General features: G+C 71.4%; 19 protein-coding genes, 1 tRNA gene and 4 pseudogenes. 14 read left to right on the plus strand and 10 right to left on the minus strand.

From position 1 onward, the window contains the following. Positions 1-7 precede the first annotated feature (7 nt). The 5 genes and pseudogenes from ACWDX7_RS10870 to ACWDX7_RS10890 form a co-directional block, all read left to right on the plus strand. Positions 8-172, plus strand: a pseudogene (locus ACWDX7_RS10870) (magnesium transporter CorA); the annotation flags it as partial. Positions 173-1,060: 888 nt separating this feature from the next. After that, positions 1,061-1,414, plus strand: coding sequence for a DUF805 domain-containing protein (locus ACWDX7_RS10875; protein WP_451490135.1), 354 nt, complete (start codon positions 1,061-1,063; stop codon positions 1,412-1,414). Between the two features lie 205 nt (positions 1,415-1,619). After that, entirely contained in the window at positions 1,620-3,842 is a 2,223-nt protein-coding gene (locus tag ACWDX7_RS10880) for an NADP-dependent isocitrate dehydrogenase (RefSeq protein ID WP_451490136.1), read from the plus strand. A 295-nt stretch (positions 3,843-4,137) separates the two neighbouring features. Continuing rightward, entirely contained in the window at positions 4,138-5,097 is a 960-nt protein-coding gene (locus tag ACWDX7_RS10885; RefSeq protein ID WP_451490137.1) for an arylamine N-acetyltransferase family protein, read from the plus strand. Between the two features lie 317 nt (positions 5,098-5,414). Next, a complete protein-coding gene (locus tag ACWDX7_RS10890; protein ID WP_451490138.1) occupies positions 5,415-7,154 on the plus strand; it encodes an endo-1,3-alpha-glucanase family glycosylhydrolase in 1,740 nt (579 codons plus the stop codon). 73 nt (positions 7,155-7,227) lie between these two features. Here ACWDX7_RS10890 and cobF read toward each other — a convergent pair whose 3' ends face one another. Further along, on the minus strand, positions 7,228-7,980 hold the full coding sequence (cobF, locus tag ACWDX7_RS10895; protein ID WP_451490139.1) for a precorrin-6A synthase (deacetylating): 753 nt from the start codon (positions 7,978-7,980) through the stop codon (positions 7,228-7,230). An 18-nt stretch (positions 7,981-7,998) separates the two neighbouring features. On the opposite strand from cobF, the pseudogene ACWDX7_RS10900 reads away from it, so the two are divergent. From ACWDX7_RS10900 to ACWDX7_RS10910, 3 genes and pseudogenes are all read left to right on the plus strand, one after another. After that, a pseudogene (locus ACWDX7_RS10900) lies at positions 7,999-8,752 on the plus strand ((Fe-S)-binding protein). A gap of 165 nt (positions 8,753-8,917) precedes the next feature. Further along, positions 8,918-9,040: pseudogene (locus ACWDX7_RS10905) on the plus strand (LUD domain-containing protein); the annotation flags it as partial. Between the two features lie 5 nt (positions 9,041-9,045). Then, the gene (locus tag ACWDX7_RS10910; RefSeq protein WP_451490228.1) at positions 9,046-9,441 is read left to right on the plus strand and encodes a VOC family protein; all 396 of its coding nucleotides are present in this window, start codon (positions 9,046-9,048) and stop codon (positions 9,439-9,441) included. A 41-nt stretch (positions 9,442-9,482) separates the two neighbouring features. Here the strand turns inward: ACWDX7_RS10910 and ACWDX7_RS10915 are convergent, their stop codons facing one another. Further along, entirely contained in the window at positions 9,483-9,986 is a 504-nt protein-coding gene (locus ACWDX7_RS10915) for a DUF309 domain-containing protein (protein WP_451490140.1), read from the minus strand. Between the two features lie 117 nt (positions 9,987-10,103). Between ACWDX7_RS10915 and ACWDX7_RS10920 the strand changes: the two genes are divergently transcribed. Then, a tRNA-Pro gene (locus ACWDX7_RS10920) sits at positions 10,104-10,177 on the plus strand. A 166-nt stretch (positions 10,178-10,343) separates the two neighbouring features. Here ACWDX7_RS10920 and ACWDX7_RS10925 read toward each other — a convergent pair. Then, entirely contained in the window at positions 10,344-12,350 is a 2,007-nt protein-coding gene (locus tag ACWDX7_RS10925; RefSeq protein ID WP_451750203.1) for an ABC transporter ATP-binding protein, read from the minus strand. A gap of 635 nt (positions 12,351-12,985) precedes the next feature. Between ACWDX7_RS10925 and ACWDX7_RS10930 the strand changes: the two genes are divergently transcribed. Next, positions 12,986-13,699, plus strand: a complete 714-nt coding sequence (locus tag ACWDX7_RS10930) for a hypothetical protein (protein WP_451490142.1) — start codon at positions 12,986-12,988, stop codon at positions 13,697-13,699. Between the two features lie 70 nt (positions 13,700-13,769). On the opposite strand, the gene ACWDX7_RS10935 is transcribed toward ACWDX7_RS10930, so the two are convergent. Then, the gene (locus ACWDX7_RS10935) at positions 13,770-13,934 is read right to left on the minus strand and encodes a hypothetical protein (RefSeq protein WP_451490143.1); all 165 of its coding nucleotides are present in this window, start codon (positions 13,932-13,934) and stop codon (positions 13,770-13,772) included. A 348-nt stretch (positions 13,935-14,282) separates the two neighbouring features. Between ACWDX7_RS10935 and ACWDX7_RS10940 the strand changes: the two genes are divergently transcribed. Further along, complete coding sequence (locus tag ACWDX7_RS10940) at positions 14,283-15,668, plus strand: (2,3-dihydroxybenzoyl)adenylate synthase (RefSeq protein ID WP_451490144.1); 1,386 nt, start codon at positions 14,283-14,285, stop codon at positions 15,666-15,668. 19 nt (positions 15,669-15,687) lie between these two features. Here the strand turns inward: ACWDX7_RS10940 and ACWDX7_RS10945 are convergent, their stop codons facing one another. From ACWDX7_RS10945 to ACWDX7_RS10955, 3 genes and pseudogenes are all read right to left on the minus strand, one after another. Next, entirely contained in the window at positions 15,688-16,224 is a 537-nt protein-coding gene (locus ACWDX7_RS10945; protein ID WP_451490145.1) for a DUF4396 domain-containing protein, read from the minus strand. A gap of 147 nt (positions 16,225-16,371) precedes the next feature. Then, entirely contained in the window at positions 16,372-16,551 is a 180-nt protein-coding gene (locus ACWDX7_RS10950) for a CsbD family protein (protein ID WP_451490146.1), read from the minus strand. Continuing rightward, positions 16,548-16,776 (minus strand): annotated as a pseudogene (locus tag ACWDX7_RS10955) (hydrophobic protein). Before ACWDX7_RS10955 ends, ACWDX7_RS10950 begins: the two are co-directional and overlap by 4 nt. Positions 16,777-16,914: 138 nt before the next feature. On the opposite strand from ACWDX7_RS10955, the gene ACWDX7_RS10960 reads away from it, so the two are divergent. Next, a complete protein-coding gene (locus ACWDX7_RS10960; RefSeq protein ID WP_451490147.1) occupies positions 16,915-17,289 on the plus strand; it encodes an STAS domain-containing protein in 375 nt (124 codons plus the stop codon). Between the two features lie 188 nt (positions 17,290-17,477). Continuing rightward, positions 17,478-17,957 (plus strand): ATP-binding protein, encoded by a 480-nt coding sequence (locus ACWDX7_RS10965; protein WP_451490148.1) that lies wholly within the window; start codon positions 17,478-17,480, stop codon positions 17,955-17,957. 64 nt (positions 17,958-18,021) lie between these two features. On the opposite strand, the gene ACWDX7_RS10970 is transcribed toward ACWDX7_RS10965, so the two are convergent. Then, positions 18,022-18,582, minus strand: coding sequence for a dihydrofolate reductase family protein (locus ACWDX7_RS10970; protein ID WP_451490149.1), 561 nt, complete (start codon positions 18,580-18,582; stop codon positions 18,022-18,024). Between the two features lie 85 nt (positions 18,583-18,667). On the opposite strand from ACWDX7_RS10970, the gene ACWDX7_RS10975 reads away from it, so the two are divergent. Then, the gene (locus tag ACWDX7_RS10975) at positions 18,668-19,750 is read left to right on the plus strand and encodes an enoyl-CoA hydratase/isomerase family protein (RefSeq protein WP_451490150.1); all 1,083 of its coding nucleotides are present in this window, start codon (positions 18,668-18,670) and stop codon (positions 19,748-19,750) included. On the opposite strand, the gene ACWDX7_RS10980 is transcribed toward ACWDX7_RS10975, so the two are convergent. Together ACWDX7_RS10980 and ACWDX7_RS10985 are read right to left on the minus strand one after the other, a co-directional pair. After that, positions 19,741-20,721: an SDR family oxidoreductase gene (locus ACWDX7_RS10980; protein WP_451490151.1), complete on the minus strand. Its 981-nt coding sequence runs from the start codon at positions 20,719-20,721 to the stop codon at positions 19,741-19,743. The two genes, ACWDX7_RS10975 and ACWDX7_RS10980, sit on opposite strands and share 10 nt — an antisense overlap. Before the next feature lie 90 nt (positions 20,722-20,811). Next, on the minus strand, positions 20,812-21,138 hold the full coding sequence (locus ACWDX7_RS10985; protein ID WP_451490152.1) for a hypothetical protein: 327 nt from the start codon (positions 21,136-21,138) through the stop codon (positions 20,812-20,814). Positions 21,139-21,353 lie beyond the last annotated feature (215 nt).

Here is a 21,353-nt window from a genome sequence, read left to right on the forward strand (position 1 = left end):
CCACCGACTCGCCGTACCGACCATGGTCTGCGGGATCCGTGGCCTCTGCGGCATGAATTTCGACCACGTGCCCGAACCGCGCTGGACGTACGGGTACCCGGCGACGCTCTCCGTCACGGCGCTCGCCTGCCTCTTCATCCACCGGGGCTTCCCGCGCAACGGCCGGCTCTGAAGCCGCCGCCGATCAGGAACGGACCCGCACCGCCTGCACCGCGGAAGATCGCCGGCGGCTGACCGCGCTGAAGTCCGCATACGACGCCCGGAATACCTGCCGCCGCAACTCCGACATCCCTCCGTGCACAGGCCGGTGACGTCGACTGCTGGGAGACGTCAATGACACTGTCGTCTCCCGACCGCATCGCCGGCCGACCGCTCGCCCAAATGCGGTCCGGGCCGCGCCAGTTACTGCTCAAGCTTCCTGTGACCACCGGCAACCAAGCCCGCCGACTGCCGGACACCGCCGTCACGTTCATCAACGTCTGCAAAATATCCGCCGAACACCTCGATCAGTTCATCGCGGCGTGGGAGCGTCGCGCCGCCCTCATGGGTTCCAAGTCCGGCTTCATCGACTCCCGGCTGCACCGGGCCCGTTCCTCGGAGACCCGGTTCCAGCTCGTCAACATCTCCTATGGGGTGAGCCCAGTCACGCCGACTGCCCGCTGTGTCGGCCGTACCCGGAGGGCGGCCCGCACGGGCTGGACGAGCGAGTCCCCTCTCCCCAGCCGTCGCATTGCGATAACGATCCGGGAGTCAATGGAGCAGGCCCGGGCCGGTGGTGGCACGTGGACGCGGGCGGGGAGGTTGCGGACATCCCGAACACGGAAGCGCTCCCGCGCCCCTCGTAGGCCCCCTGCCGCCCTATTCGGTCACCCCGGGTGACCTAGTGTCACCAGTGGGTTCCAAAGGGCGCCCGGTACCGATGTGTTTGAGCCGGGAAACCGCGGAAAGCGGCCAATCCGGTGTCTTGTGAACTGGCTTGACCGCGACGTAAAGCGCGCATAAGTTCTGCCCCGGCTTGCTCCAGCAGGACGGGCCGAGATTTCCGTCCCTTGGGGGGAACGTGCACTACTACACCGACGTGCTGAAGAAGTACGCAGACTTTTCCGGCCGCGCCCGCCGCCAGGAATTCTGGATGTTCTTCCTGTTCAACCTGGCCGTTGCCGTCGTCCTTCTGATCATTGACACCGTGATCGGTGCGAACATGATCATCTACGGCCTCTACCTCCTCGCCACCCTCGTCCCGACCCTCGCCGTCACCGTGCGCCGCCTGCACGACCTCGGCAAGTCCGGCTGGTGGTACTTCATCGCCTTCGTCCCGCTCATCGGCGGCATCTGGCTGCTGGTCCTGATGGCCACCGCCGGCCAGCCGCAGCCCAACGAGTACGGCCCGGACCCCAAGGCCGTCCACGCCTGAGCAGGCCCCGCGCACAGCTGAGCGCCGCAGTCGACGGAACACGTCGGCTGCGGCGCTTTCGCCGTCCCGGGTGGGCTGAGGCGGGGGTGACGTGTGTCTCGGCAAGCTCCCGGCAGGGGGCTGTCCCCGCCGGGCCGATCACGAGATATCTTGATGTCGAGCAATGTTGCAGACGAGAGACGCAGACTGTGGAGCGGAGCATCCGGTGACTGACTCGACCATCATCTACACGCACACCGACGAGGCCCCGGCCCTGGCGACGTATTCCTTCCTGCCTGTGATCCAGGCGTACGCGTCGACGGCCGGAGTGAACGTCGAGACCCGCGACATCTCCCTGTCGGGCCGGATCATCGCCAGCTTCCCCGAGTACCTTCAGGAGAGCCAGCGGATCGCCGACGACCTCGCCGAGCTGGGCGCGCTGGCGAAGACCCCGGAAGCGAACATCATCAAGCTGCCCAACATCTCGGCTTCGATCCCGCAGCTCAAGGCCGCGATCGCCGAGCTCCAGGGCCAGGGCTACGCGCTTCCGGACTTCCCGGACGACCCGAAGACCGACGCTGAGCGCGAGGCGCGCGCCCGCTACGACAAGATCAAGGGCAGCGCCGTCAACCCGGTCCTGCGCGAGGGCAACTCCGACCGCCGCGCCCCCGCCTCGGTCAAGAACTACGCCAAGACGCACCCGCACCGCATGGGCGCTTGGGTCCCCGAGTCGAAGACGAACGTCGCCACCATGGGCGAGGACGACTTCCGCTCCACCGAAAAGTCCACCGTCATCGCCGAGCCCGGCTCGCTGCGCATCGAGCACGTGGCGGCCGACGGCGCCACCACCGTCCTGCGCGAGTCCGTACCGGTCCAGGCCGGTGAGGTCGTCGACGCCGCCGTCATGCGCGCCGCCGCCCTCGACGCCTTCCTCACCCGGCAGATCGCCCGCGCCAAGGCCGAAGACGTGCTCTTCTCCGTGCACCTCAAGGCCACGATGATGAAGGTCTCCGACCCGATCGTCTTCGGCCACGTGGTCCGCGCCTTCTTCCCGAAGACCTTCGCGAAGTACGGCGAGGTGCTCATCGCCGCCGGCCTGTCCCCGAACGACGGCCTCGGCGCCGTCCTGAAGGGACTGGACGCGGTCCCGCACATCGGCGCCGAGATCAAGGCCTCCTTCGAGGCGGAGCTGGCCGAGGGCCCGGCCCTCGCGATGGTCGACTCCGACAAGGGCATCACCAACCTGCACGTGCCGAGCGATGTCATCGTCGACGCCTCCATGCCGGCCATGATCCGCACGTCCGGCCACATGTGGGGCCCGGACGGCCAGGAGGCCGACACGCTCGCCGTCCTGCCGGACAGCAGCTACGCCGGTGTCTACCAGGCCGTCATCGAGGACTGCCGCGCTCACGGCGCCTTCGACCCCTCCACGATGGGCTCGGTGCCGAACGTCGGCCTGATGGCCCAGAAGGCCGAGGAGTACGGCAGCCACGACAAGACCTTCGAGATCGCCGCGGCGGGCACCGTCCGCCTGGTCGACGCCGCGGGCAACACGGTCCTGGAGCAGGAGGTCGCCGCGGGCGACATCTTCCGCGCCTGCCAGACCAAGGACCTGCCGATCCAGGACTGGGTCAAGCTCGCCGTCACCCGCGCCCGCGCCACCGGCGTCCCGGCCGTCTTCTGGCTGGACGAGGGCCGCGCGCACGACGCGCAGCTGATCGCCAAGGTCAAGACGTACCTGGCCGAGCACGACACGGAGGGTCTGGACATCAAGATCCTTTCCCCGGTCGAGGCCACCGCCTTCTCCCTGGAGCGCATCCGCCGCGGCGAGGACACCATCTCGGTGACCGGCAACGTGCTGCGCGACTACCTGACCGACCTCTTCCCGATCCTGGAGCTGGGCACCAGCGCCAAGATGCTCTCGGTCGTCCCGCTGATGAACGGCGGCGGCCTCTTCGAGACGGGCGCCGGCGGCTCCGCCCCCAAGCACGTCCAGCAGCTCGTCAAGGAGAACTACCTGCGCTGGGACAGCCTGGGCGAGTTCTTCGCACTGGCGGCCAGCTTCGAGCACCTCGCGACCACCACCGGCAACGCCCGCGCCCAGGTGCTGGCCGACACCCTGGACCGCGCGACCGGCACCTTCCTCAACGAGGACAAGTCGCCGAGCCGCAAGCTGGGCGGCATCGACAACCGCGGCAGCCACTTCTACCTCGCGCTGTACTGGGCGCAGGAGCTGGCCCGGCAGACCGAGGACGCCGAGCTGGCCGCGGCCTTCCAGGCGCTCGCCACGGCGCTGGGCGAGCAGGAGCAGACCATCGTGGCCGAGCTGATCGCGGTGCAGGGCTCCCCGGCCGACATCGGCGGGTACTTCCGTCCCGACCCGGTCAAGGCGGAGGCGGTCATGCGGCCGTCCGCGACCTTCAACAAGGCGCTCGCGATCCTGGGCTGAGGCAGCCGGTACGGCACGTGCCGTACTCACCCCCCAGGGCCGCGCCCTCGTTTTCCGCCCCGTCCGGCAGTCGCCGGCCGGGGCGGAGCCGTTTTCCCCGAGCCGTCTTCCCGAGCAGTCTTCCCCGATCTGTTTTCCCGGAGCCGGCGGACCCGTGCCGGCTCGACGTCCAGGGGCCACCTCTCGCGCACGTCTCGGGCATGTCCCGCGCACGTCCCGGCGCATCCCCGGGGATGTGACGTTCTCCGGTCCGGGGGGTCCGGTTCCGGAGCCTCCGCTATGCACGATGAGCGCCATGACGAAGAACGACGACGCCACGGCCTGGCAGGGCAGCCGCCTCGATCTGGATGCGTACCTGCGGCGGATCGGCTACGACGGCCAGCTCACGCCCACGCTCGACGTCCTGCGGGCCCTGATCCGGGCGCACATCACCGCCATCCCCTTCGAAGTCGTCGAGATCGTACTCGGCCGGCCGCTCTCCCTCGACCTACAGGACCTTCAGGGCAAACTGGTGCACCAGCGCCGCGGCGGCTACTGCTACGAGCACAGCCTGCTCCTCGCGGCGGCCCTGGAGCGCGTCGGCTTCGGCGTGACCGGGCTGGCCTCGCGCGTCCGCATCGGCTCCGACGGCATCCGTCCCGCCACGCACGCCATGCTGCGGGTGGAGACCGCCGAGACGGCCGACACCGGCAAGGTGTGGCTCTGCGACCCCGGCTTCGGCCGCAACCCGCTGGAGCCCCTGGAACTGGTGGACGGCGGCGAGAACACCTGCGACGACTGGGGCTTCCGGCTGCGCCAGGCGGCGACCGAGGTCGGCGACGCCGTCTACGCGATGCAGACCAGGGGCGCCGACGGCTGGTTCGACCTGCACGCCTTCACGCTCGACCAGCGCTACCCGCAGGACTGGCTGGTGGCCAACCACTTCCTGTCCACCCACCCGCGCTCACCGTTCGCCGGCCGGCTGGTCGTGCAGCGGATGGGCGCGGGGGAGCACCGGTTCCTGGACGGCACGATCCTCACCACCACCCTCCCCGACGGCACGGCCACAACTCACCGCTACGCACCGGAAGAGCTGCCGGGCCTGCTCGCGGACGTGTTCGAGGTGGAACTGCCCGCCTCCGACCGTGCGCAGCTCGTTGCCCGGGTGTCCACCGCCCGCCAGGTCGAGGCGATGTACCCGGCGACCGCGAAGCAGCCCGCGAAGGCGGCCGCGCACCGCGGTGTGCGCAGGGCCGTGGCCTCCCTGGCGCGTTGAGCGTACCGGCCTGAGGCCGCTCGTACGGACCGGGGTGCGGGCACGGCTCGCGACCGGTGCGCGTACGGCTCCCGAGCGGGTGCGGGGAAAGGGCGCGGGGGCCGGTGAGGTGTCGATGATCAGGTAGACGTCTGCGCGCGGCCTGTTGAGGTCACTTGGGCCGGGGCAGCCCCGGCCCGCCCGGCCGGCGTAGTTCCCGTGGGCCCTGTGACGTACGTGTCCCCGCCCCGCCCCCTGGGAACGGTTGTCCGGAAGCCGGTATTGGGCTCTACTGCTGTGCAGCCCCTCCTCGGGGCATATTCACGGGAGGGGCCAGGATGAGACCGGACAGGCGCGCGGACCGGCGGGCGGAGCGGGCGGTGCGGCGGGCGGCCCGCCCCACCTCGCACCGGCGGCGGTCGCGCTTCCGCGGACGCAGGCCCCTGCTCGCCCTGCTGATCTCCGGCTTCCTCCTCGTCGGAGTCTGCGCCGCCACCGGTATCGCCTGGGACCCCTTCACCACTGCCTCCCCGTACGGCGGTTCGGCTTCCGGCACCGGCGGGCCGGGGCCCGCCGAGCCGGGCGCCGCCACCGGACCCGCCGCCTCCGGCCCGGCCGCCACCCCGCAGCAGCCGGGCACGACCGCCCCGACCGGCAAGGCAGGAACCGGGGCCACCGCTCAGGCGCCGCTCGACACCGGAGCCGCCCGCCCCGCCGGGGCCCTGCCCTTCGACCTGCCCCAGCCGGCCGCGCTGCGCTCGGGCGAAGCGGGCCGCAAGCTGGTGTTCGCCCACTACTTCACCCCGTACCCGCTCTCCCTGGACAACGCGAGCGCCGACCGCGACTACTACACCCGCAACTACCTGGACCCGGGCGGCGAGAGCGGCAAGCACCAGAGGTACGGCGGCCTGCTGCGGGACCGGCCGCTGCCCGTCCCGCCCAAGGACGGCGAGTGGGAGTCGGCCAACCTCCAGCAGGAGGTACGCACCGCCCGCGCCGCGGGCATCGACGGGTTCACGCTCGACATGCTCTCCCTCACCGGCAAGAACTGGGAGCGGTCCAACCTCCTGATGGAGGCGGCCCATGCGGTGGACCCGGACTTCAAGGTCATGCTGATGCCGGACATGACCTCCCTCAAGACCGACGACCCGGGCGTCCTCGCCGACGCGCTGGCGGCGCTCGGCAAGGCCCCGGCCGCCCACCGCCTCCCCGACGGCCGGCTCGTCGTCTCCCCCTTCAAGGCGGAGACGAAGAACGCCGCCTGGTGGACCGAGGTCATCGACAGCCTCCGGACCCGGCACGGCATCCGTACGGCCTTCGTCCCCCTCTTCCTCGACTTCGGCGCGCACAGTGGTGAGTTCGCCCCCATCAGCTACGGCTTCTCCGAGTGGGGCAGCCGCAGCTACGTCGGCCAGGAGGGCTCCACGCGCGATGTCCAGCGGGCCCACGGCATGGGCAAGATCTGGATGCAGCCGGTGTCGGTGCAGGACGCCCGGCCCAACCAGGGCATCTACGACGAGGCCGGCAACACCGCGACGCTGCGCTCCACGTGGACCCACGCCATCGAAGACGGCGCCGACTGGGTGCAGCTGACCACGTGGAACGACTACTCGGAGGGCAGCCACTTCGCGCCCTCACTGCACAACGGCCACACCTACCTGGACCTGACCTCGTACTACCTGACCAAGTTCAAGACGGGCAGCTGGCCGAAGATCGTCCGCGACACGCTGTACCTCACGGCGCGCACCCAGTTCGCCGGCGCCGACCCCTCGGGGGACCAGTCGCTGGTGATGTCGCCGCGCAAGGGCAGCGCCGCACCCCGGGACACGGTCGAGGTGCTCAGTTTCCTCGCCCGGCCCGCAACCGTCCGTACGACCGTCGGATCCGCCAAGGACACGCACGAGGCCCCGGCCGGGGTCCACTCCGAGCTGCTGCCGCTGAAGGCGGGCACCAGCAAGGCGGAAGTGGTGCGGGGCGGGACGGCGGCGGCGCGCGTGGAACTGCCCCGGCCCGTGGACCACACCGTGGAGGTGCAGAACCTCCAGTACCAGGCGGCGAGCAGCGGGCGGACCTCGTAGTACCCGGCGGCGCGCGGTCCTACCCGCCTGCCCGCCCCGCCCGCCTGGCCTTTTCAGGGGCGCCAGCGGCTGGTCAGCCGCGCCGAAGCAAGTAGGTATCCATGATCCATCCCTTGCGGGCCCGCGCCTCGGTCCGCAGTTCCTCGATCCGCCCGGCGACCTCCGCCAGCTTCCCCGAGACCAGGATCTCGTCGGGGGTGCCGACGTAGGCCCCCCAGTAGATGTAGAGGTCCTGGTCCAGGTGGGCGGTGAAGGCATGCCGCGCGTCCAGCATCACCACCACGTCGTCCACGTCCGTCGGCCAGCCCTCGGCCAGCCGCCGCCCCGTGGTGATCTGGACCGGACGCCCCACCCGGTTCAGAGGGGCCCGGTGGCGTGCGAGCAGCGCCGACACGCTGCTGATGCCCGGTACGACCTCGTGCTCGAAGGCCACCCGGCCCCGCTCCAGCACCTCGTCGAGGATCGCCAGCGTGGAGTCGTACAACGAGGGGTCGCCCCACACCAGGAACGCCCCGGTCTCGCCCTCCGCCAGGTCCTGCGCGATGAACCGCTCGAACAGCTCGGCCCGCGCGCTGCGCCAGCCGTCCACCGTCGGGGTGTAGTCGGCCGGGGTCCGGTCCCGGTCCGGGTCACGGCCCTCCACCAGCCGGTGGCCGGGGCGGGCGTGCGCGTCGAGCATCGCGCGCCGCAGCCCGGTCAGATCCGCCTTCTCCTCTCCCTTCTCCAGGATGAGGAATGCGTCCGCCGCGCCGATCGCCTTGACCGCCTGGAGGGTCAGGTGGTCCGGGTCGCCCGCGCCTATGCCGATCACTGAGAACTTCTTCACCCGGCTATTCTGCCCGTCATGCGTGTCGCCCTGTTCGTCACCTGCGTCAATGACGCGCTGTACCCGCGTACCGGCATCGCCGTCGTACGCCTCCTGGAGCGGCTGGGCGTCGAGGTGGACTTCCCGGCCGGGCAGAGCTGCTGCGGTCAGCCGCAGTAAACACCGGCTACCGGCGGGAGGCCGAACCCCTCGTCCGGCGCACGGCCGAGGTCTTCGCCGGGTACGAGTACGTCGTCACCCCCTCGGGGTCCTGCGCCGCGATGCTCCGCGCGCACTATCCCGGATCGGGCGCAAGGCGGCCGCGGAGGGCCGCGGCAGCGCACTCGCCGAGGCGGCGGACTCCCTGGCTCCGCACGTGTACGAGCTGACCGAATTCCTGGTCGACGTGCTCGGCGTGACCGATGTGGGTGCCTCCTATCCGCACACCGTGACCTATCACCCTTCTTGTCACGGTCTACGGGAACTCGCACTGGGGGAGCGCCCGCGGCGACTGCTGGCCGCCGTCAAGGGCCTGGACCTCATCGAGCTGCCCGACGCCGAGGAATGCTGCGGCTTCGGCGGCACCTTCGCCGTCAAGAACCCGGACGTATCCGCCGCCATGGGCACCGACAAGATCCACAACGCGGCCGCCACCGGCGCCGAGGTCCTGTGCGGCGCCGACAACTCCTGCCTCGCCCACCTGGACGGCCTCCTGCGCCGCGCCGGCGCCCCGCTGCGCACCCTGCACCTCGCCGAGATCCTGGCCGCGACCGAGGAGGAACCCCTGCGATGACGGCCACACCACTCGGCATGCCCGCCTTTCCCGCCGCCGCGCGGGAGGCCGTACGGGACGGCGTGCTCCGCGCCAATCTGCGGCACGCCACCCACACCATCCGCGACAAGCACGCCCGCGCGGTCGCCGAACTGGCCGACTGGGACCGGCTGCGCGAGGCGGGCAACCCGCCCCCTGACCTGGATCTCCGGCCCGTCCGCCACCAGCTACATCGAACTCGACCGGGTGGAAGGAGTCCACGGCCCCCGCACCCTGGAGGTCGTCCTGCTGACGGCTGCGCGAGACTGACCCCCATGCCCGCACACATCGCCCTCGCCGCTCTCGTGGTCGACGACTACGACGAGGCCATCGACTTCTACACCCGCGCCCTCGGCTTCGAGCTCGCCGAGGACACCGAGCGCCCGGACGGCTCCCGCTGGGTCGTGGTCCGCCCGCCCGGCGCCACAGAGAGCGCGCTGCTCCTGGCGCGCGCCAAGGGCGAGGCCCAGAGCTCCCGGGTCGGCGACCAGACCGGCGGCCGGGTCGGCTTCTTCCTCCACACCGACGATTTCGCCCGCGACCACGCCCGGATGACGGCCGAGGGCGTCCGCTTCCTGGAGGAGCCGCGCCACGAGACGTACGGCTCCGTCGCCGTCTTCGAAGACCTGTACGGCAACCGCTGGGACCTCCTCCAGCCGACTGCCGGCTAGGGCGGGCAACGCCTCGCCGGCCCACCGGCAGACCTTGCCGGTCACCGCGCCAGGAGCCGGGGTGCCTCGCTCGCGGCGTCGACGGCCTGGCCCGCCGCCACCCGGCCGGCGAGCTCCCGGGCCCACCGGACCAGGCCGGCCACGTCGATCCCGTACGGACCCCCGGGCAGCCCCTCGGTCCCGTACGGGACCGACGGCAGCCCCTCGATCCCCGCGGCGCCCCGGAGCAGCAGCCGGGCCCCGCCGACCGCGTTCCCGCGCGCCGCGTGCGTCAGCCCGACCGCCAGCTGCGCGAGCCCCCGCCAGAGCGGAGCCGCTTCCGGCGGGCCGGACTTCCAGGCGTCCTCGAACACCTCGTGCGCATGGAAGGGCATCCCGGCGTCGAGCAGCCGCTGCGCCTCCCGCACGGTCTGCGCGGGCGACCGCACCACCCCCTCGGGCTGGCGCTCCACGCCGCTCGCCCCGTACGGCAGCGGCCGCCCCAGCCCGTCCCTGGGCCGCGCGCTGCGCGCCCGCCCCTCGTCGTCCCGATCCCGTGCGTTCACTCCTTCATCCTGCCCGTCGCCGATCACCGGTGCGTGCGGACCCCCGGGCGTGGGGTAATGTTCTGCATGTGCCGCCGGGACAGGGAAAACCCAGTCGAAAGCACACCGAAGGCACATCGGGACGTGGCGCAGCTTGGTAGCGCACTTGACTGGGGGTCAAGGGGTCGCAGGTTCAAATCCTGTCGTCCCGACTCGGAAGAGTCGTAGATCAGGGGCTGCTTTGGAGGAATCCAAAGCAGCCCCTGATCCTTTTGTGCGCCCGGTCGGGACCGGTCGGAGACCATCGGGACCGCGGCGCCTGACCGCTTCCGTGGGGACCGGAGCATGCTGAGACGGCCGGGTGGCCTCAAGGAGAGGTCACTTCTCCGTCCTCTCGACGTTGGCGGCGCGCGGCTGGTAGGCGCCGGCCTGGAGGGTGAACATGGCGGCGTATGAGCCGCCACGGGCCATGAGCTCATCGTGGGAGCCGGCTTCGACGATGCGGCCGTCGTCGAAGACGAAGATCTTGTGGCAGTCGACGACGCTGGCCAGCCGGTGGGAGATCAGCACGGTGATCTGGTCTTCGCGCAACCGTCCGCGCAGTACGGCCTCGTACACTGCGTGTTCGGACGGCGGGTCCATGCTGGCGGTCGGTTCGTCCAGGAGCAGCAGCGGCGCCTTCTTGTACAGACCGCGGCCCACGGCGACTTTGGCCCACTGTCCGCCGGACAGCTCTTGGCCGCCTTTGAACCGCTTGGAGAGCAGCGTCTCCCACTGCCGGGGCAGGCCGGCGACGACGCGGTCGGCGCCCGAAGCCCGTGCGGCGTCCATGGCGCGTTGGGGATCGGCCTCCACGAGACTGCCCGTGGAGATGGTGATGTTCGACAGGGCGCTGAACGGGAAATGAGCCGGGTCCTGGAGGACGCAGGCGACCTGCCGGTGCACTGACTGGGCGTCCATCTCGCGGACGTCGACACCGTCCCAGCGGACACTGCCCTGCTGCGCCTCGTACAGCCCTGCCAGAAGTCTGGCGCAGGTGGACTTGCCGGAGCCGTTGAGGCCGACGAACGCGACGGTCTCCCCGGCCGAGAGGGTCAGGGTGATGCCGTTCAGCGCTGGAGTGTCCTTGCCGGGATAGGTGAAGTGCACGTCGTCAAGGGTGATGGTCTTCACCCGCCGGGGGGCCTGCACGGTGGCTGTGCGCGGCAGGAGCCGTCGGCAGCGCTCCTGGACGGTGAGGAGGTCGTCCACCCAGAGGGCATGTTCGTAGACGAGGTGGGCCACCTCGACGAGGCGGGTCAGGGAAGCTTGTCCGGCTTGGATGGCCAGGACGGCGCCGGCGCCGGCGGCCAGGGGCAGCCACCCGGCGATCAGCATGCCGCCCAGCGCGGTGTAGGTGATGCCGGTGCCGAGACCGCCGACGGCGCGCCCGGCCAGGTTGAGGACCGCGGCGGACACGCCCAGCCGCGTGTCCTCCGCAGCGATCTTGGTGGTGAGTCGCCGGTGCTCGTCCAGGAGGGCGTCCTGGGCGGTGTCGGAGCGCAGCTCGGCGGCCGCGTCCACGTCCAGCAGCAGCCACGAGAAGACCCTGACCCGCCGCTGCATGGCGTTCCACCGCTTGAAGGAGTGGAAGCGGGCACGGGCGCTGCGGACCGCGGCCGCGCCCACCGGGACGACGGACAGGATGAGGAGGGGAAGGAGCGCGGGGTGCAGGACGCTCAACACGGAGGCGGTGCCGACGAGACCCAGGGCGGCGGAGACGAGCGAGATGACCTGTCCGACGATCTGGCGGGCGTAGAACAGGCCGCGATCGTTGGCTCGGTGTACTTCGTCGTGCCATGCGGCGTCCTCCACCGCCTCCAGCCGTACGTGTGCGGTGAGTTGGAAGAACTCGCATTCCAGGGCGGTGCGGATCCTGGGCGTCACGCGGGCCTGGGCCGCCGCGACAGCCGCTTCCAGGAGAGCGCGGGCTGCGAGGAAGCCGACCACCAGAAGGATCTGCGGAATGGCCGCGCGTACGCGGCCGGGTGTGGGGCCCTGGGCGAAGAGGTGCTGGAGGACGGCCACCGAGGCGAGCAGTCCGCAGGCGCTCATGACGGCCGACGCCAACTGGCAGACCAGGACGGTCATGGTCGCGGTGCGGTCCGCCTGCCAGGCGAGCCGCCCGACCAGGGCGGTAATCCGGGGCAGCCGGGCGAGCACCTGCCGCACGGTGGCGTTGGCGGCGGCGCCGTCGTGAACGGACCAGTAGGCCTCCTCCATTTCATCCGCCACATCCCCGTCCGGGGGGCCGGCCGGGACAGTTGAGGGAGGCAGCGGGAGCGGAGCCGGCCGCTGCCCGGGGACGGCGCTCGGGGAGATCCCGGCATCGCCGGCGTCGCTCACGCCCCCCACCTCGTCCCCAGTCGCGCTGAGCTGCGGGCAGCACCACCGACGCGCTGCGCGGTGGACGCGCAGAGGAAACCGACGGGCCGTCCCTGTTCGAATCCGGTGGGCTGATGCCCGGGTGTGGGTGCAGGGCTCATGGTGTCCTCCAACGGGGCGCCGGGGTGGCACTGGTGCTCTAGAAACGCCCCGGATCTGAGGCCGTAACGGCCACGAAAGGAGGAAGCCTTCGCACGTGAATGCGATCCGGGTGGGCTGGGCGGTTCCCCCGGGGTCGGGTGCTCTTGAACTCACACGTTCGAGTGGACGGGGGATGCGCGGCACCCGATCAGGGTCTTGCGCCGGCCGTGTGCACCCCTGCCGCAAGCCGAACCCGGCTTCGTGGGCTTGTGAGGCCCCGGCGGACGCCGGGTGAGGAACGGCACCGGCCGTGGTCGGGGACGGCACGTGGGACCCGTCCTGCGTGCCGTCCCGGCGGGTGCCCACCTGACCGGCCGGTCAGCCACGAACCGTCACCTGTCGATAGCAAACCGTGACACCGTTTGATGGCCGCGCCCGACACCCGAACGGCTTAGTGATCTCGGTTTGGGGTTATAGATGGACCGCTCGGGGTGTCACCACGGGAGGCTGATGCCATGCGTGTGTCCCGATACCTGATAGCCGCGGCCTGCGCGTGCGCCTGCGTACTGTGCCCGGGTGCCGCGTCGGCCGCCCCGCCGCCCGACGCGCCGGCCTGGGTCACGCCGTCCGTCGTCGGGCCGAACGACCGGCTGCGGGTCACTGTCGTCTGTCCCGTCACCGATGGGCCGCCGGGAACCATCACCGCGGATTCGCAGTTGTTCGGGGAGGTCGTGCTCGGCCTCCAGCCGGGCGAGAAGTACGGCGGTCACACGTACGCCGGGACGACCAAGATTGGTTCCGACGTCCGCGGCAGGCCGGGTGACCCGAACTATCTGCCTGACCGGGTGCAGACCTGGGGCATCGACGGCGAGTGCCCGAACGGCTCCCGCTTCACCACGGCCGTCGCAGTCGACACGCTTAAGCCCTCCACCCAGCCGCACCACGCCCCCGAGCCGGCACCGTCCCCCTCGCGCACGTACCGCGTGGGCGACGTCTCCCCGGACACCTCCGCGCTGCCGATGTGCGGACTGCGGAGGGGCAACGCCTACGTCGTCATCGACCAGGGCCGCGCCGTCATCGTGGACGGCACGGGCCGCTACGTCCAGGCCGTCCTCACGCCGGGCCAGACGGAGGACCGCACCTACGAGGTGACGTTCAACCGGGACGGCAAGAGCATCACCTACACGCCGGACGGCTCGACCAAGCCCGTCACCGAGGTGTGTGGTTAGGCCGAGTCAGTCGCGCGCGAGAGATCAGCCGCCGGACCGCTGTCTTGGCCCGCTGCGGTGGGGGGAGGGGTCACAGACCCGGAGCGGGGGCGGGGGTGTTGGGGCCCTTGTTCTCCGCCTGGACGGTGTAGCCGGCGGTGGTGTCGGCCTGGTCGTTCTGCTCGCCGGAGAAGCCGAGGCCCAGGGCGAGGGCGAAGGTGAAGAGACCGGCCAGAGCAGCGAGCTTGCCACGCATCTTGTTCCCCTTGTGTGTTCGGATCCCGGTGTCGCTTTCGACGCCCTGAGATTCCCAACGGGCGTTCCCGGACCGGTCCCGGCGGCTTCCCACCCGGTGCGGGAACGAGGGGAACGGAGAACGCGGCCGCTGCCGGCGTCGGTCCGCTACGCGATCACGCGGAGCGCGGGGCCGTTTCCCCAGCCTGTGCCGGCCCGAGTGTTCCTCCTGGTCAGCGGCGCTCATTGGGCTTTCCGCTGAGGGGATTCGGCGTCCATGGTCGGGACAGCGCATTGCGTACAGGGGGGTTGGCGCATTGGATTGCAAGGTCAGGACGGCGGGTCGCCCGAACAGTTCGGAAGGAAGCGAATGACCACCATGCTCGACGGCTGCACGCCCTGGCCCGAGGAGCTCGCCGACCGCTACTGGGCGGCCGGGTACTGGCGCGGCAATACGCTGGACAACCTGTTGCGCGGCTGGGCCCTGCAGTACGGACCGCGGACCGCGCTCGTGCACGGCGGCGCCCGCATCACGTACGCCAGCATGAACCGGCGCGTGGGCCGTATGGCCGCCGGATTCCGGCAGCGGGGCCTGCGGCCCGGGCAACGGGTGGTCGTCCAGCTGCCGAACGTTCCCGAGTTCGTCATCACCGTGTTCGCGCTGATGCGCGCCGGCGTGGTCCCCGTACTGTGCCCGGTCTCGCACCGCGCGTCCGAGGTGTTCCACGTCGTGCGGGTCACCCAGGCCGTCGGCTACGTCGGTCCCTCGACGTACCAGGGCTTCGACCATGCGGCGATGGCCTCGGACATCGCGGCCCGAGAGCCCTTCCTGCGGCGGGTGTTCACCCTGGAGGCGCCGGGCGACTCGTCCCCGTACGGCGGCGGCCTGACGACCGATCCGTCCGGCTGCCACCACAGCCCGCTGGACTCCATCGACGCCCCGCCCGAGCCGGCGCTTTCCCAGAGCGCCGACCAGGTGGCGTTCCTCCTGCTCTCCGGCGGCAGCACCGAGGCGCCCAAGCTCGTTCCGCGCACCCACAACGACTACGCCCATCAGGCGCGCGCCGCCGCCGAGCTGGTATCGCTCACCGAGAACGACGTGTATCTCGCCGCGCTGCCCGCCGAGTCGAACTTCGCCTTCGGCTGCCCCGGCATCCTCGGCACCCTCTCCGTGGGCGGCACCGTCGTCCTGGTCGAGGACCCCGACCCTGCCGAGTGCCTTCCGGTCATCGGACGGGAACGGGTCACCATCACCTCGGTGGTGCCCGCCGTCGCCGAGCTCTGGCTCGACGCACTTCCCGCCCTCCGGGCCGACTTGAGCAGCCTGCGTCTCGTGCAGATCGGCGGCTCGCCGCCCTTGCGCCGGGAGACGGCCGAACGGATGGGCCCCGCATGGGGCTGCCGCCTGCAGCAGGTCTTCGGCACGGCCGAGGGGCTGCTCACTCTCACCCGGCCCGCCGATCCGGACGAGACCGTGCTGACCACGCAGGGTCGACCGCTCTCGCCCGACGACGAGATCCGCATGGTCGACGCCGACGGCAAGGACGTGCCCGACGGGGAGGCGGGCGAGATCCTCGCCCGCGGTCCCGCTACCCTGCGAGGCTATTACCGCGCGCCCGACCACAACGCGCGCTCCTTCACCAGCGACGGCTACTTCCGCACCGGCGTCCTCGCCCGGCGCACCCCGGACGGCAACCTGGTGGTGACCGGCCGCCTCAAGGACACGGAAAGCGCCGCACGGTGGCCCCCGGCGTGATGCTCACGCGCCGCCGGCGTCAGTGGTAGGCGTGGACCACCGCGTGGCCCTTGCCGCGGCCGATCATCCACTTGTTGACCGGAGTGGTGATCAGGAAGGCGACGGCGAAGCCCCCCAGGAGCGCGGACCAGAACAGCCCGTCGCTCAGGTGGGCGTCCATGGCGCCGGGGGTCAGGGCGATGATGGTGTTGTCGACCAGTTCCATGACCGCGATGGATACGGTGTCGGCGGCCAGCGCGGCCTTGACCGCGGCCTTCCAGCTCAGACCGGCCCTGCGGACGGCATGGAGGGTGAAGGAGTAGCCGAAGAGGAAGGCGAGCGAGATGGCCAGGATCATGGTCGGGGCGTCGTGCCAGGCGAGCGCGGTACCGATGACCATGCCGAGGATCTCGCCGATGGCGCAGCCGGTCAGGCAGTGCAGGGTGGCCTTCACGGCCACGGCCCAGGTCGCTCCAGTAGCCCCGCCCGCCTGACCGTGGTCTGCGTGGTCTGCGTGGGCCGCATGGGGCGCGGGGCCGTGCGCGGATGTTTCGCCGGGGCGGGCGCCGTGGTCCATCGCTCTCGCCTCTCCCTCGCCTCGCCGGTCCGCGTACGGGCCCGGACCTCTCGCTTCCACGGTATACCCCCCACCGGTACATGGGACAGCCCCCGGGCGGATCGCTCGGGGGCTGTCGCCGGTATCGGGGTTCGGGCAGCGGCCGGGTCAGCGCTTCTTTTCGCGCTTCATCCGCTCGGTGGCCTTCGCGGCCGTCTCCTTGACCTTGCCGGTCATCTTGTCCGTCGTGCCTTCGGTCTTCATGCGCGGGTTGTCGGTCGCGTCTCCGGTCTTCTCCTTGACCTTGCCCTTGACCTGCTTGGCCTTGGCCTTCGCCTTGTCCATCATGGGAGCGTCCTTCCGTTACGGATACGTGCGTTCGCTGCGGGCCGTGCTGCGTACCAGCGGGCCCGTCCGCCACCGCCTGCCGTGCCGCGGACCAGGAAGCCGAGGAGCCGGAGCACCAGGAGGGCAATGGCGATGTACCAGAGCACCTTCACCGCGAACCTCCACCGCGAACCCGGCACCGAAGAGGACCAGGATGAGGAGGAGCGCGAGGAGGAGCGGGACCATGTCGATGCCTCCAGTGGCAGTGGTCTCGACCGGCTTCCGTACCGGCGTCTGCCCCGGAGGCCGCACGTCATGCGTTGCGCAGGCGTATCCCCGTAGCTTTCGGGAAGGTGCCTGGGCAGAACGGAAGGGTGATGCAGGATGGTTCCGGGAGCGGACAGCGAGCGCTTCACCGTCGCGGTGCAGACCGTGGACGGTGCCGTGGTCTTCGAGCTGGCGGGTGAGCTGGATCATGACACGGCACAGCCCCTGCGGGAGGCTCTCGACGCGGCTGTCACGCCGGGGGGCCGGCTCGTGGTCGACCTCTCGGAGCTGGGGTTCTGCGATTCCACCGGGCTCAACGTGCTGCTGCACAGCCGACTGACGGCTCAGGAGGCCGGCGGCAGCCTGGAACTGGCGGGGCTGCGGGGATCGGTCGCCCGGATGTTCCACATCACCGGCGCGGACGGGGTCTTCCCCGTGCACGCCGATGTGGCGGAAGCGCTGGGCCAGCGCAGCGGCCCGGCGGCCGGCTAGCCGGCGGCGCCCCGGGCCCGCGGATGCGGGGCCGCCTCCGCGACCGGGCCTCCGGGGCCTGCCGGGACCTCAGCACCTGGGAGGTCCACCGGTACGTGGGTACACGGGTACTCCGGTACCCGGCACTTCGGTACCGGGTACCGCCATTTCTAGATATCGCTTCGTCGACACCGAGGAGTACGAGCGCCATGGAGCAGCGGGGGTCACCCGACCGGACCTGGTACCTGGTACTGGACGGGACCACCAATGCCGTGACGCGGAGTCGTGACTTCACCCGCCGGGCTCTGACCGCCTGGCACTGGCTCCCGGCCGAGGGGGAGGCGGGCCAGCAGGCAGCGGACGACGTGCTGCTGCTGGTGTCGGAGGTGGTCGCCAACGCCTGCCTGCACGGCGGCGGTCCCACCTCGCTGCTCCTGGACTGCACCGATGACCGCCTGCGGGTGGAGGTGACCGACGGGAACCCGGCGCCGCCGGTGCCCGTGCAGCCGCGGAGCGCGAGGGACCGGGGGCGGCCGGGCGGCCACGGGCTGCGCATAGTGGAACGCCTCGCCCGCAAGTGGGGTTCCCTCCCGCTGCCGGAGGGCAAGTGCGTCTGGCTGGAGGTGCCCGTTCCGGCCGCGGTTCGACACCCGGGCCTGAGCGGACCGGTGGGGACGCCCGGGTGGTGACGGCGGCGCCGCCGCGGAACCGCTGATCGCCTCGGCTCCGTGGAGCGGTCGACGCGGCGACGTCCTACGGGCGTCCGTACTGGAGCAGGACCACGCCGTTCCCGAAGGCCCGGGTGCCTTCCAGACGCAGCGGTGTGCGCGTGTCGGAGGGCGGGAAGAGCGGCTTCCCGCGGCCGATGCGCACGGGGTGTACGTAGATGCGGTAGCCGTCCACCAGGTCGTGGCGCAGGAACGAGGCGGCGAGACCGGCCCCGCCCAGGACCAGGTCACCGCCCGCGGAGGCCTTGAGTGCGACGACCTCCGCCGGGACGACATCCCGCACGACCGTGGTGTTCCAGTCGGCCTCCCGCAGGGTGCGCGAGTACACGTACTTCGGCATGGAGCGCCAGATGGCCGCGAACTCGGCCATCGGACCCGTGACCCCGGGGTCGGAATCGGCCGTGGGCCAGAACCCCGCCATGAGCTCGTGGGTGACCCGGCCGCTGAGGAATCCGCCCATGGCGCGGAGCTCGTCGTTGAAGTGCTGGTGCAGTTCGTCATCGACGAGGTGCCAGTCGATCTGCCGCTCGGGGCCCTCGATGAAACCGTCGAGAGACACCGACATCATCAGCATGATCTTCCGCATGCCGGCCACGCTATGCCCGGGTGCCCGGTAGGCACCTCCTGCGGGCGCCGACTCGCCGTGACACCCCACCCTCATACTGATCGGTGTGAAAACCGAAGACGAGAGCGTCCTGTTCGGCATCGAAGGCGGGACCGGGGTGATCACCCTCAACCGTCCCAAGGCCCTCAACGCCCTCACCCACCCCATGGTGCTGCGGATCACCGAGGCCCTGACCGCCTGGGAACAGGACCCCGCCGTCCGGCAGGTCCTCATCCGCGGCGCCGGCGAGCGCGGGCTGTGCGCGGGCGGGGACATCCGCGCCATCCACGACGACGCCAAGGCCGGAGCCGCCGCCTCCGCGGACTTCTGGCGCGACGAGTACCGCCTCAACGCCCACATCGGCCGCTACCCCAAGCCCTACGTCGCCCTCATGGACGGCATCGTGATGGGCGGCGGCGTCGGCGTATCGGCCCACGGCAGCGTCCGCATCGTCACCGAGCGCTCCCGCGTCGCCATGCCCGAGACCGGTATCGGCTTCGTACCCGACGTCGGGGGCACCCGTCTGCTGGCCCGCGCCCCCGGCCTCCTCGGTACGCATCTGGCCCTCACCGGCGCCGCGGTGGGCGCCGCCGACGCGCTGCTGTGCGGCCTCGCCGACCACTTCGTGCCCGCCGGCCGGCTCGTGGACCTGGTCGGCGACCTCGCCGCGGCCCCCGTCCACGAGGTGCTGCCCCGCTACGCCGCCACGCCCGAGCCGGGGGAACTCCCCGGACAGCGCTCCTGGATCGACCACTGCTACGCCGCCGGCAGCGTCGAGGAGATCGTGGCGCGGCTGCTCGCCCACGCGGCCGAGCCCCACGGCGACCCGGCCGCGAAGGAGGCGGCCGAGACGATCCTCGGCAAGTCCCCGACCGCGCTCAAGGTCACCCTCGCCGCCGTGCGCCGGGCCGCCGGGCTCGGTTCCCTGGAACGGGTGCTGGCCCAGGAGTTCCGGGTCTCCTGCCATGCGCTGCGCACGCCCGATCTGGTGGAGGGAATCCGGGCGCAGGTCATCGACAAGGACCGGAACCCCCGCTGGTCCCCGCCGGACCTGGCCGCCGTCACGGACGCGGACGTGGAGCGGTTCTTCGCCCCGCTCGGCGCCGGCCGCGAGCTGCGCCTCATCGAGAGCGGGGTGCCTCAGCGGTAGCCGGTGGTGTCCGCGGGCCGGCCCGGGTCCTGCACCTCGACCATGTACCGCCAGGCGTCCGGCCTGCTGCCGTCGAGGTCCGTGAAGCCGTACACGCCGGCGAGCTGCCCGCTGGAGAGCGACTGCCCGTTCCAGCGCGCCACCTGAGGATCCGCGGCCAGCGCCGCCACCGCCCGGCCCACGTACGAGGGGGTCTCGGAGATGGCGAAATGCGGAACCGTGGCGAGCGCGTCCCGCCAGTTCGCCTCCGTCACCCCGAAGTGGTCGAGCATCATCTCCGAGCGCAGCCAGCCGGGCGTCAGCGCCACCGCCGTGGCCCCGCGCGGCCCGAGCTCGTGCCCGAGGGCGAAAGCCATCCGCAGGACGGAGGACTTGGCGATGTCGTAGAAGAACGACACCCGGTAGTGCCTCCCGTTGTAGTCGGCGGTGCCGTCCGTCATCTCCACCACCAGCCCGCCCGGCTCGCGCAGCAGCAGCGGCAGCGCGAAATGGCTCGTGATGGCGTGGGTCTCCACCGCCAGCCGCATCAGGCGCAGCCCCTTGTCCAGGTCGTGCTCCCACACCGTGCTGTCCCACTCGAAGAGCTGCTCGCCGCCCCAGATGTCGTTGACCAGGATGTGCAGGCGCCCCTCCTCGGAGTCGATCCGCCCGACCAGCGCCTCGACCTGCCCCGGCTCCAGATGGTCGGCGACCACGGATACGCCCCGGCCGCCCGCCGCCGTGACCAGCTCGGCGGTCTCCTCGATGGTCTCCGGCCGGTCGTACTCCGAGCGCCGGCCGCGGGTGCTGCGCCCCGTCACGTACACGGTCGCGCCCTGCGCGCCGAGCTGGACCGCGATGCCCCGCCCGGCCCCCCGCGTGGCCCCCGCCACGAGGGCTACCTTGCCGGCGAGGGACAGCCGGGCAGCGGGTGCCTGCCGAGTCGTCTCCGGTGCCTGCTCTGCTCGCGGTGTCCGCCGTCCGTCCGACATGGCCCGACTCTACGCCGCGGGCGCGGTGGAGCGCCGGTGTCGGGCCGCCCCGCCGGAACCTGTTGGACGTGCTCCTGGCAGCCGGTGTGGTCACGCACGCGGGCGGCCGGCCCGTTCCGCGGCCCGGCGCGCCATGGTCTCCAGGTAGTTCTCGGTGATGCCGTCCTCGGTACCGGCGCCGGCCCGGCCCGTGGCCAGCTCTGCGCGCTTGCGCAGCTCCACCACCCCGTCCGTGAGCAGTTCCCGCAGATCGGACGGGCGCGGCAGATCCTGTGCCCGGTCGGCGGCCGGCCCGGTGGCGGGCCCGTCCGCGGCCGGCTGCTCCGGCAGGGCCTGCTCCGGCAGGGGCCGTTCCGGCAGGGGCTGCTCCTGCTCAAGCCGTTCTCGTTCAGGCCGTTCTTGATCGGTCTGGGACATGCTCGGTGCTCCTGAGGCTTCAATGGCGTCATGCCGGCACGGAGTCATGCCGTCACGGCGTCACGGCGTCGGAAAGGGCGGCCGCCGGATCGCTCCGGCTGCCGCCCTGCTCGTTTCCGGCCCAGTGAACGACCGTCCGCCCCGCGCGGGGCGCCGTTCAGGTGACTTCTCCCTCGCACGGGTACCGAGATTCCCACGGGAGGGTGACATCACCG

This window comes from Streptomyces sp. NPDC003034, from assembly GCF_053591375.1.

Excerpts from the sequence above, each read along its gene's own strand:
- ACWDX7_RS10885 (WP_451490137.1), top strand. The coding sequence starts at position 4,138 with ATGACGAAGAACGACGACGCCACGGCCTGGCAGGGCAGCCGCCTCGAT.
- ACWDX7_RS10890 (WP_451490138.1), top strand. The coding sequence starts at position 5,415 with ATGAGACCGGACAGGCGCGCGGACCGGCGGGCGGAGCGGGCGGTGCGG.
- ACWDX7_RS10910 (WP_451490228.1), top strand. The coding sequence starts at position 9,046 with ATGCCCGCACACATCGCCCTCGCCGCTCTCGTGGTCGACGACTACGAC.
- ACWDX7_RS10930 (WP_451490142.1), top strand. The coding sequence starts at position 12,986 with ATGCGTGTGTCCCGATACCTGATAGCCGCGGCCTGCGCGTGCGCCTGC.
- ACWDX7_RS10935 (WP_451490143.1), bottom strand. The coding sequence starts at position 13,934 with ATGCGTGGCAAGCTCGCTGCTCTGGCCGGTCTCTTCACCTTCGCCCTC.
- ACWDX7_RS10940 (WP_451490144.1), top strand. The coding sequence starts at position 14,283 with ATGACCACCATGCTCGACGGCTGCACGCCCTGGCCCGAGGAGCTCGCC.
- ACWDX7_RS10945 (WP_451490145.1), bottom strand. The coding sequence starts at position 16,224 with ATGGACCACGGCGCCCGCCCCGGCGAAACATCCGCGCACGGCCCCGCG.
- ACWDX7_RS10950 (WP_451490146.1), bottom strand. The coding sequence starts at position 16,551 with ATGATGGACAAGGCGAAGGCCAAGGCCAAGCAGGTCAAGGGCAAGGTC.
- ACWDX7_RS10960 (WP_451490147.1), top strand. The coding sequence starts at position 16,915 with ATGGTTCCGGGAGCGGACAGCGAGCGCTTCACCGTCGCGGTGCAGACC.
- ACWDX7_RS10965 (WP_451490148.1), top strand. The coding sequence starts at position 17,478 with ATGGAGCAGCGGGGGTCACCCGACCGGACCTGGTACCTGGTACTGGAC.
- ACWDX7_RS10970 (WP_451490149.1), bottom strand. The coding sequence starts at position 18,582 with ATGCGGAAGATCATGCTGATGATGTCGGTGTCTCTCGACGGTTTCATC.
- ACWDX7_RS10980 (WP_451490151.1), bottom strand. The coding sequence starts at position 20,721 with ATGTCGGACGGACGGCGGACACCGCGAGCAGAGCAGGCACCGGAGACG.
- ACWDX7_RS10985 (WP_451490152.1), bottom strand. The coding sequence starts at position 21,138 with ATGTCCCAGACCGATCAAGAACGGCCTGAACGAGAACGGCTTGAGCAG.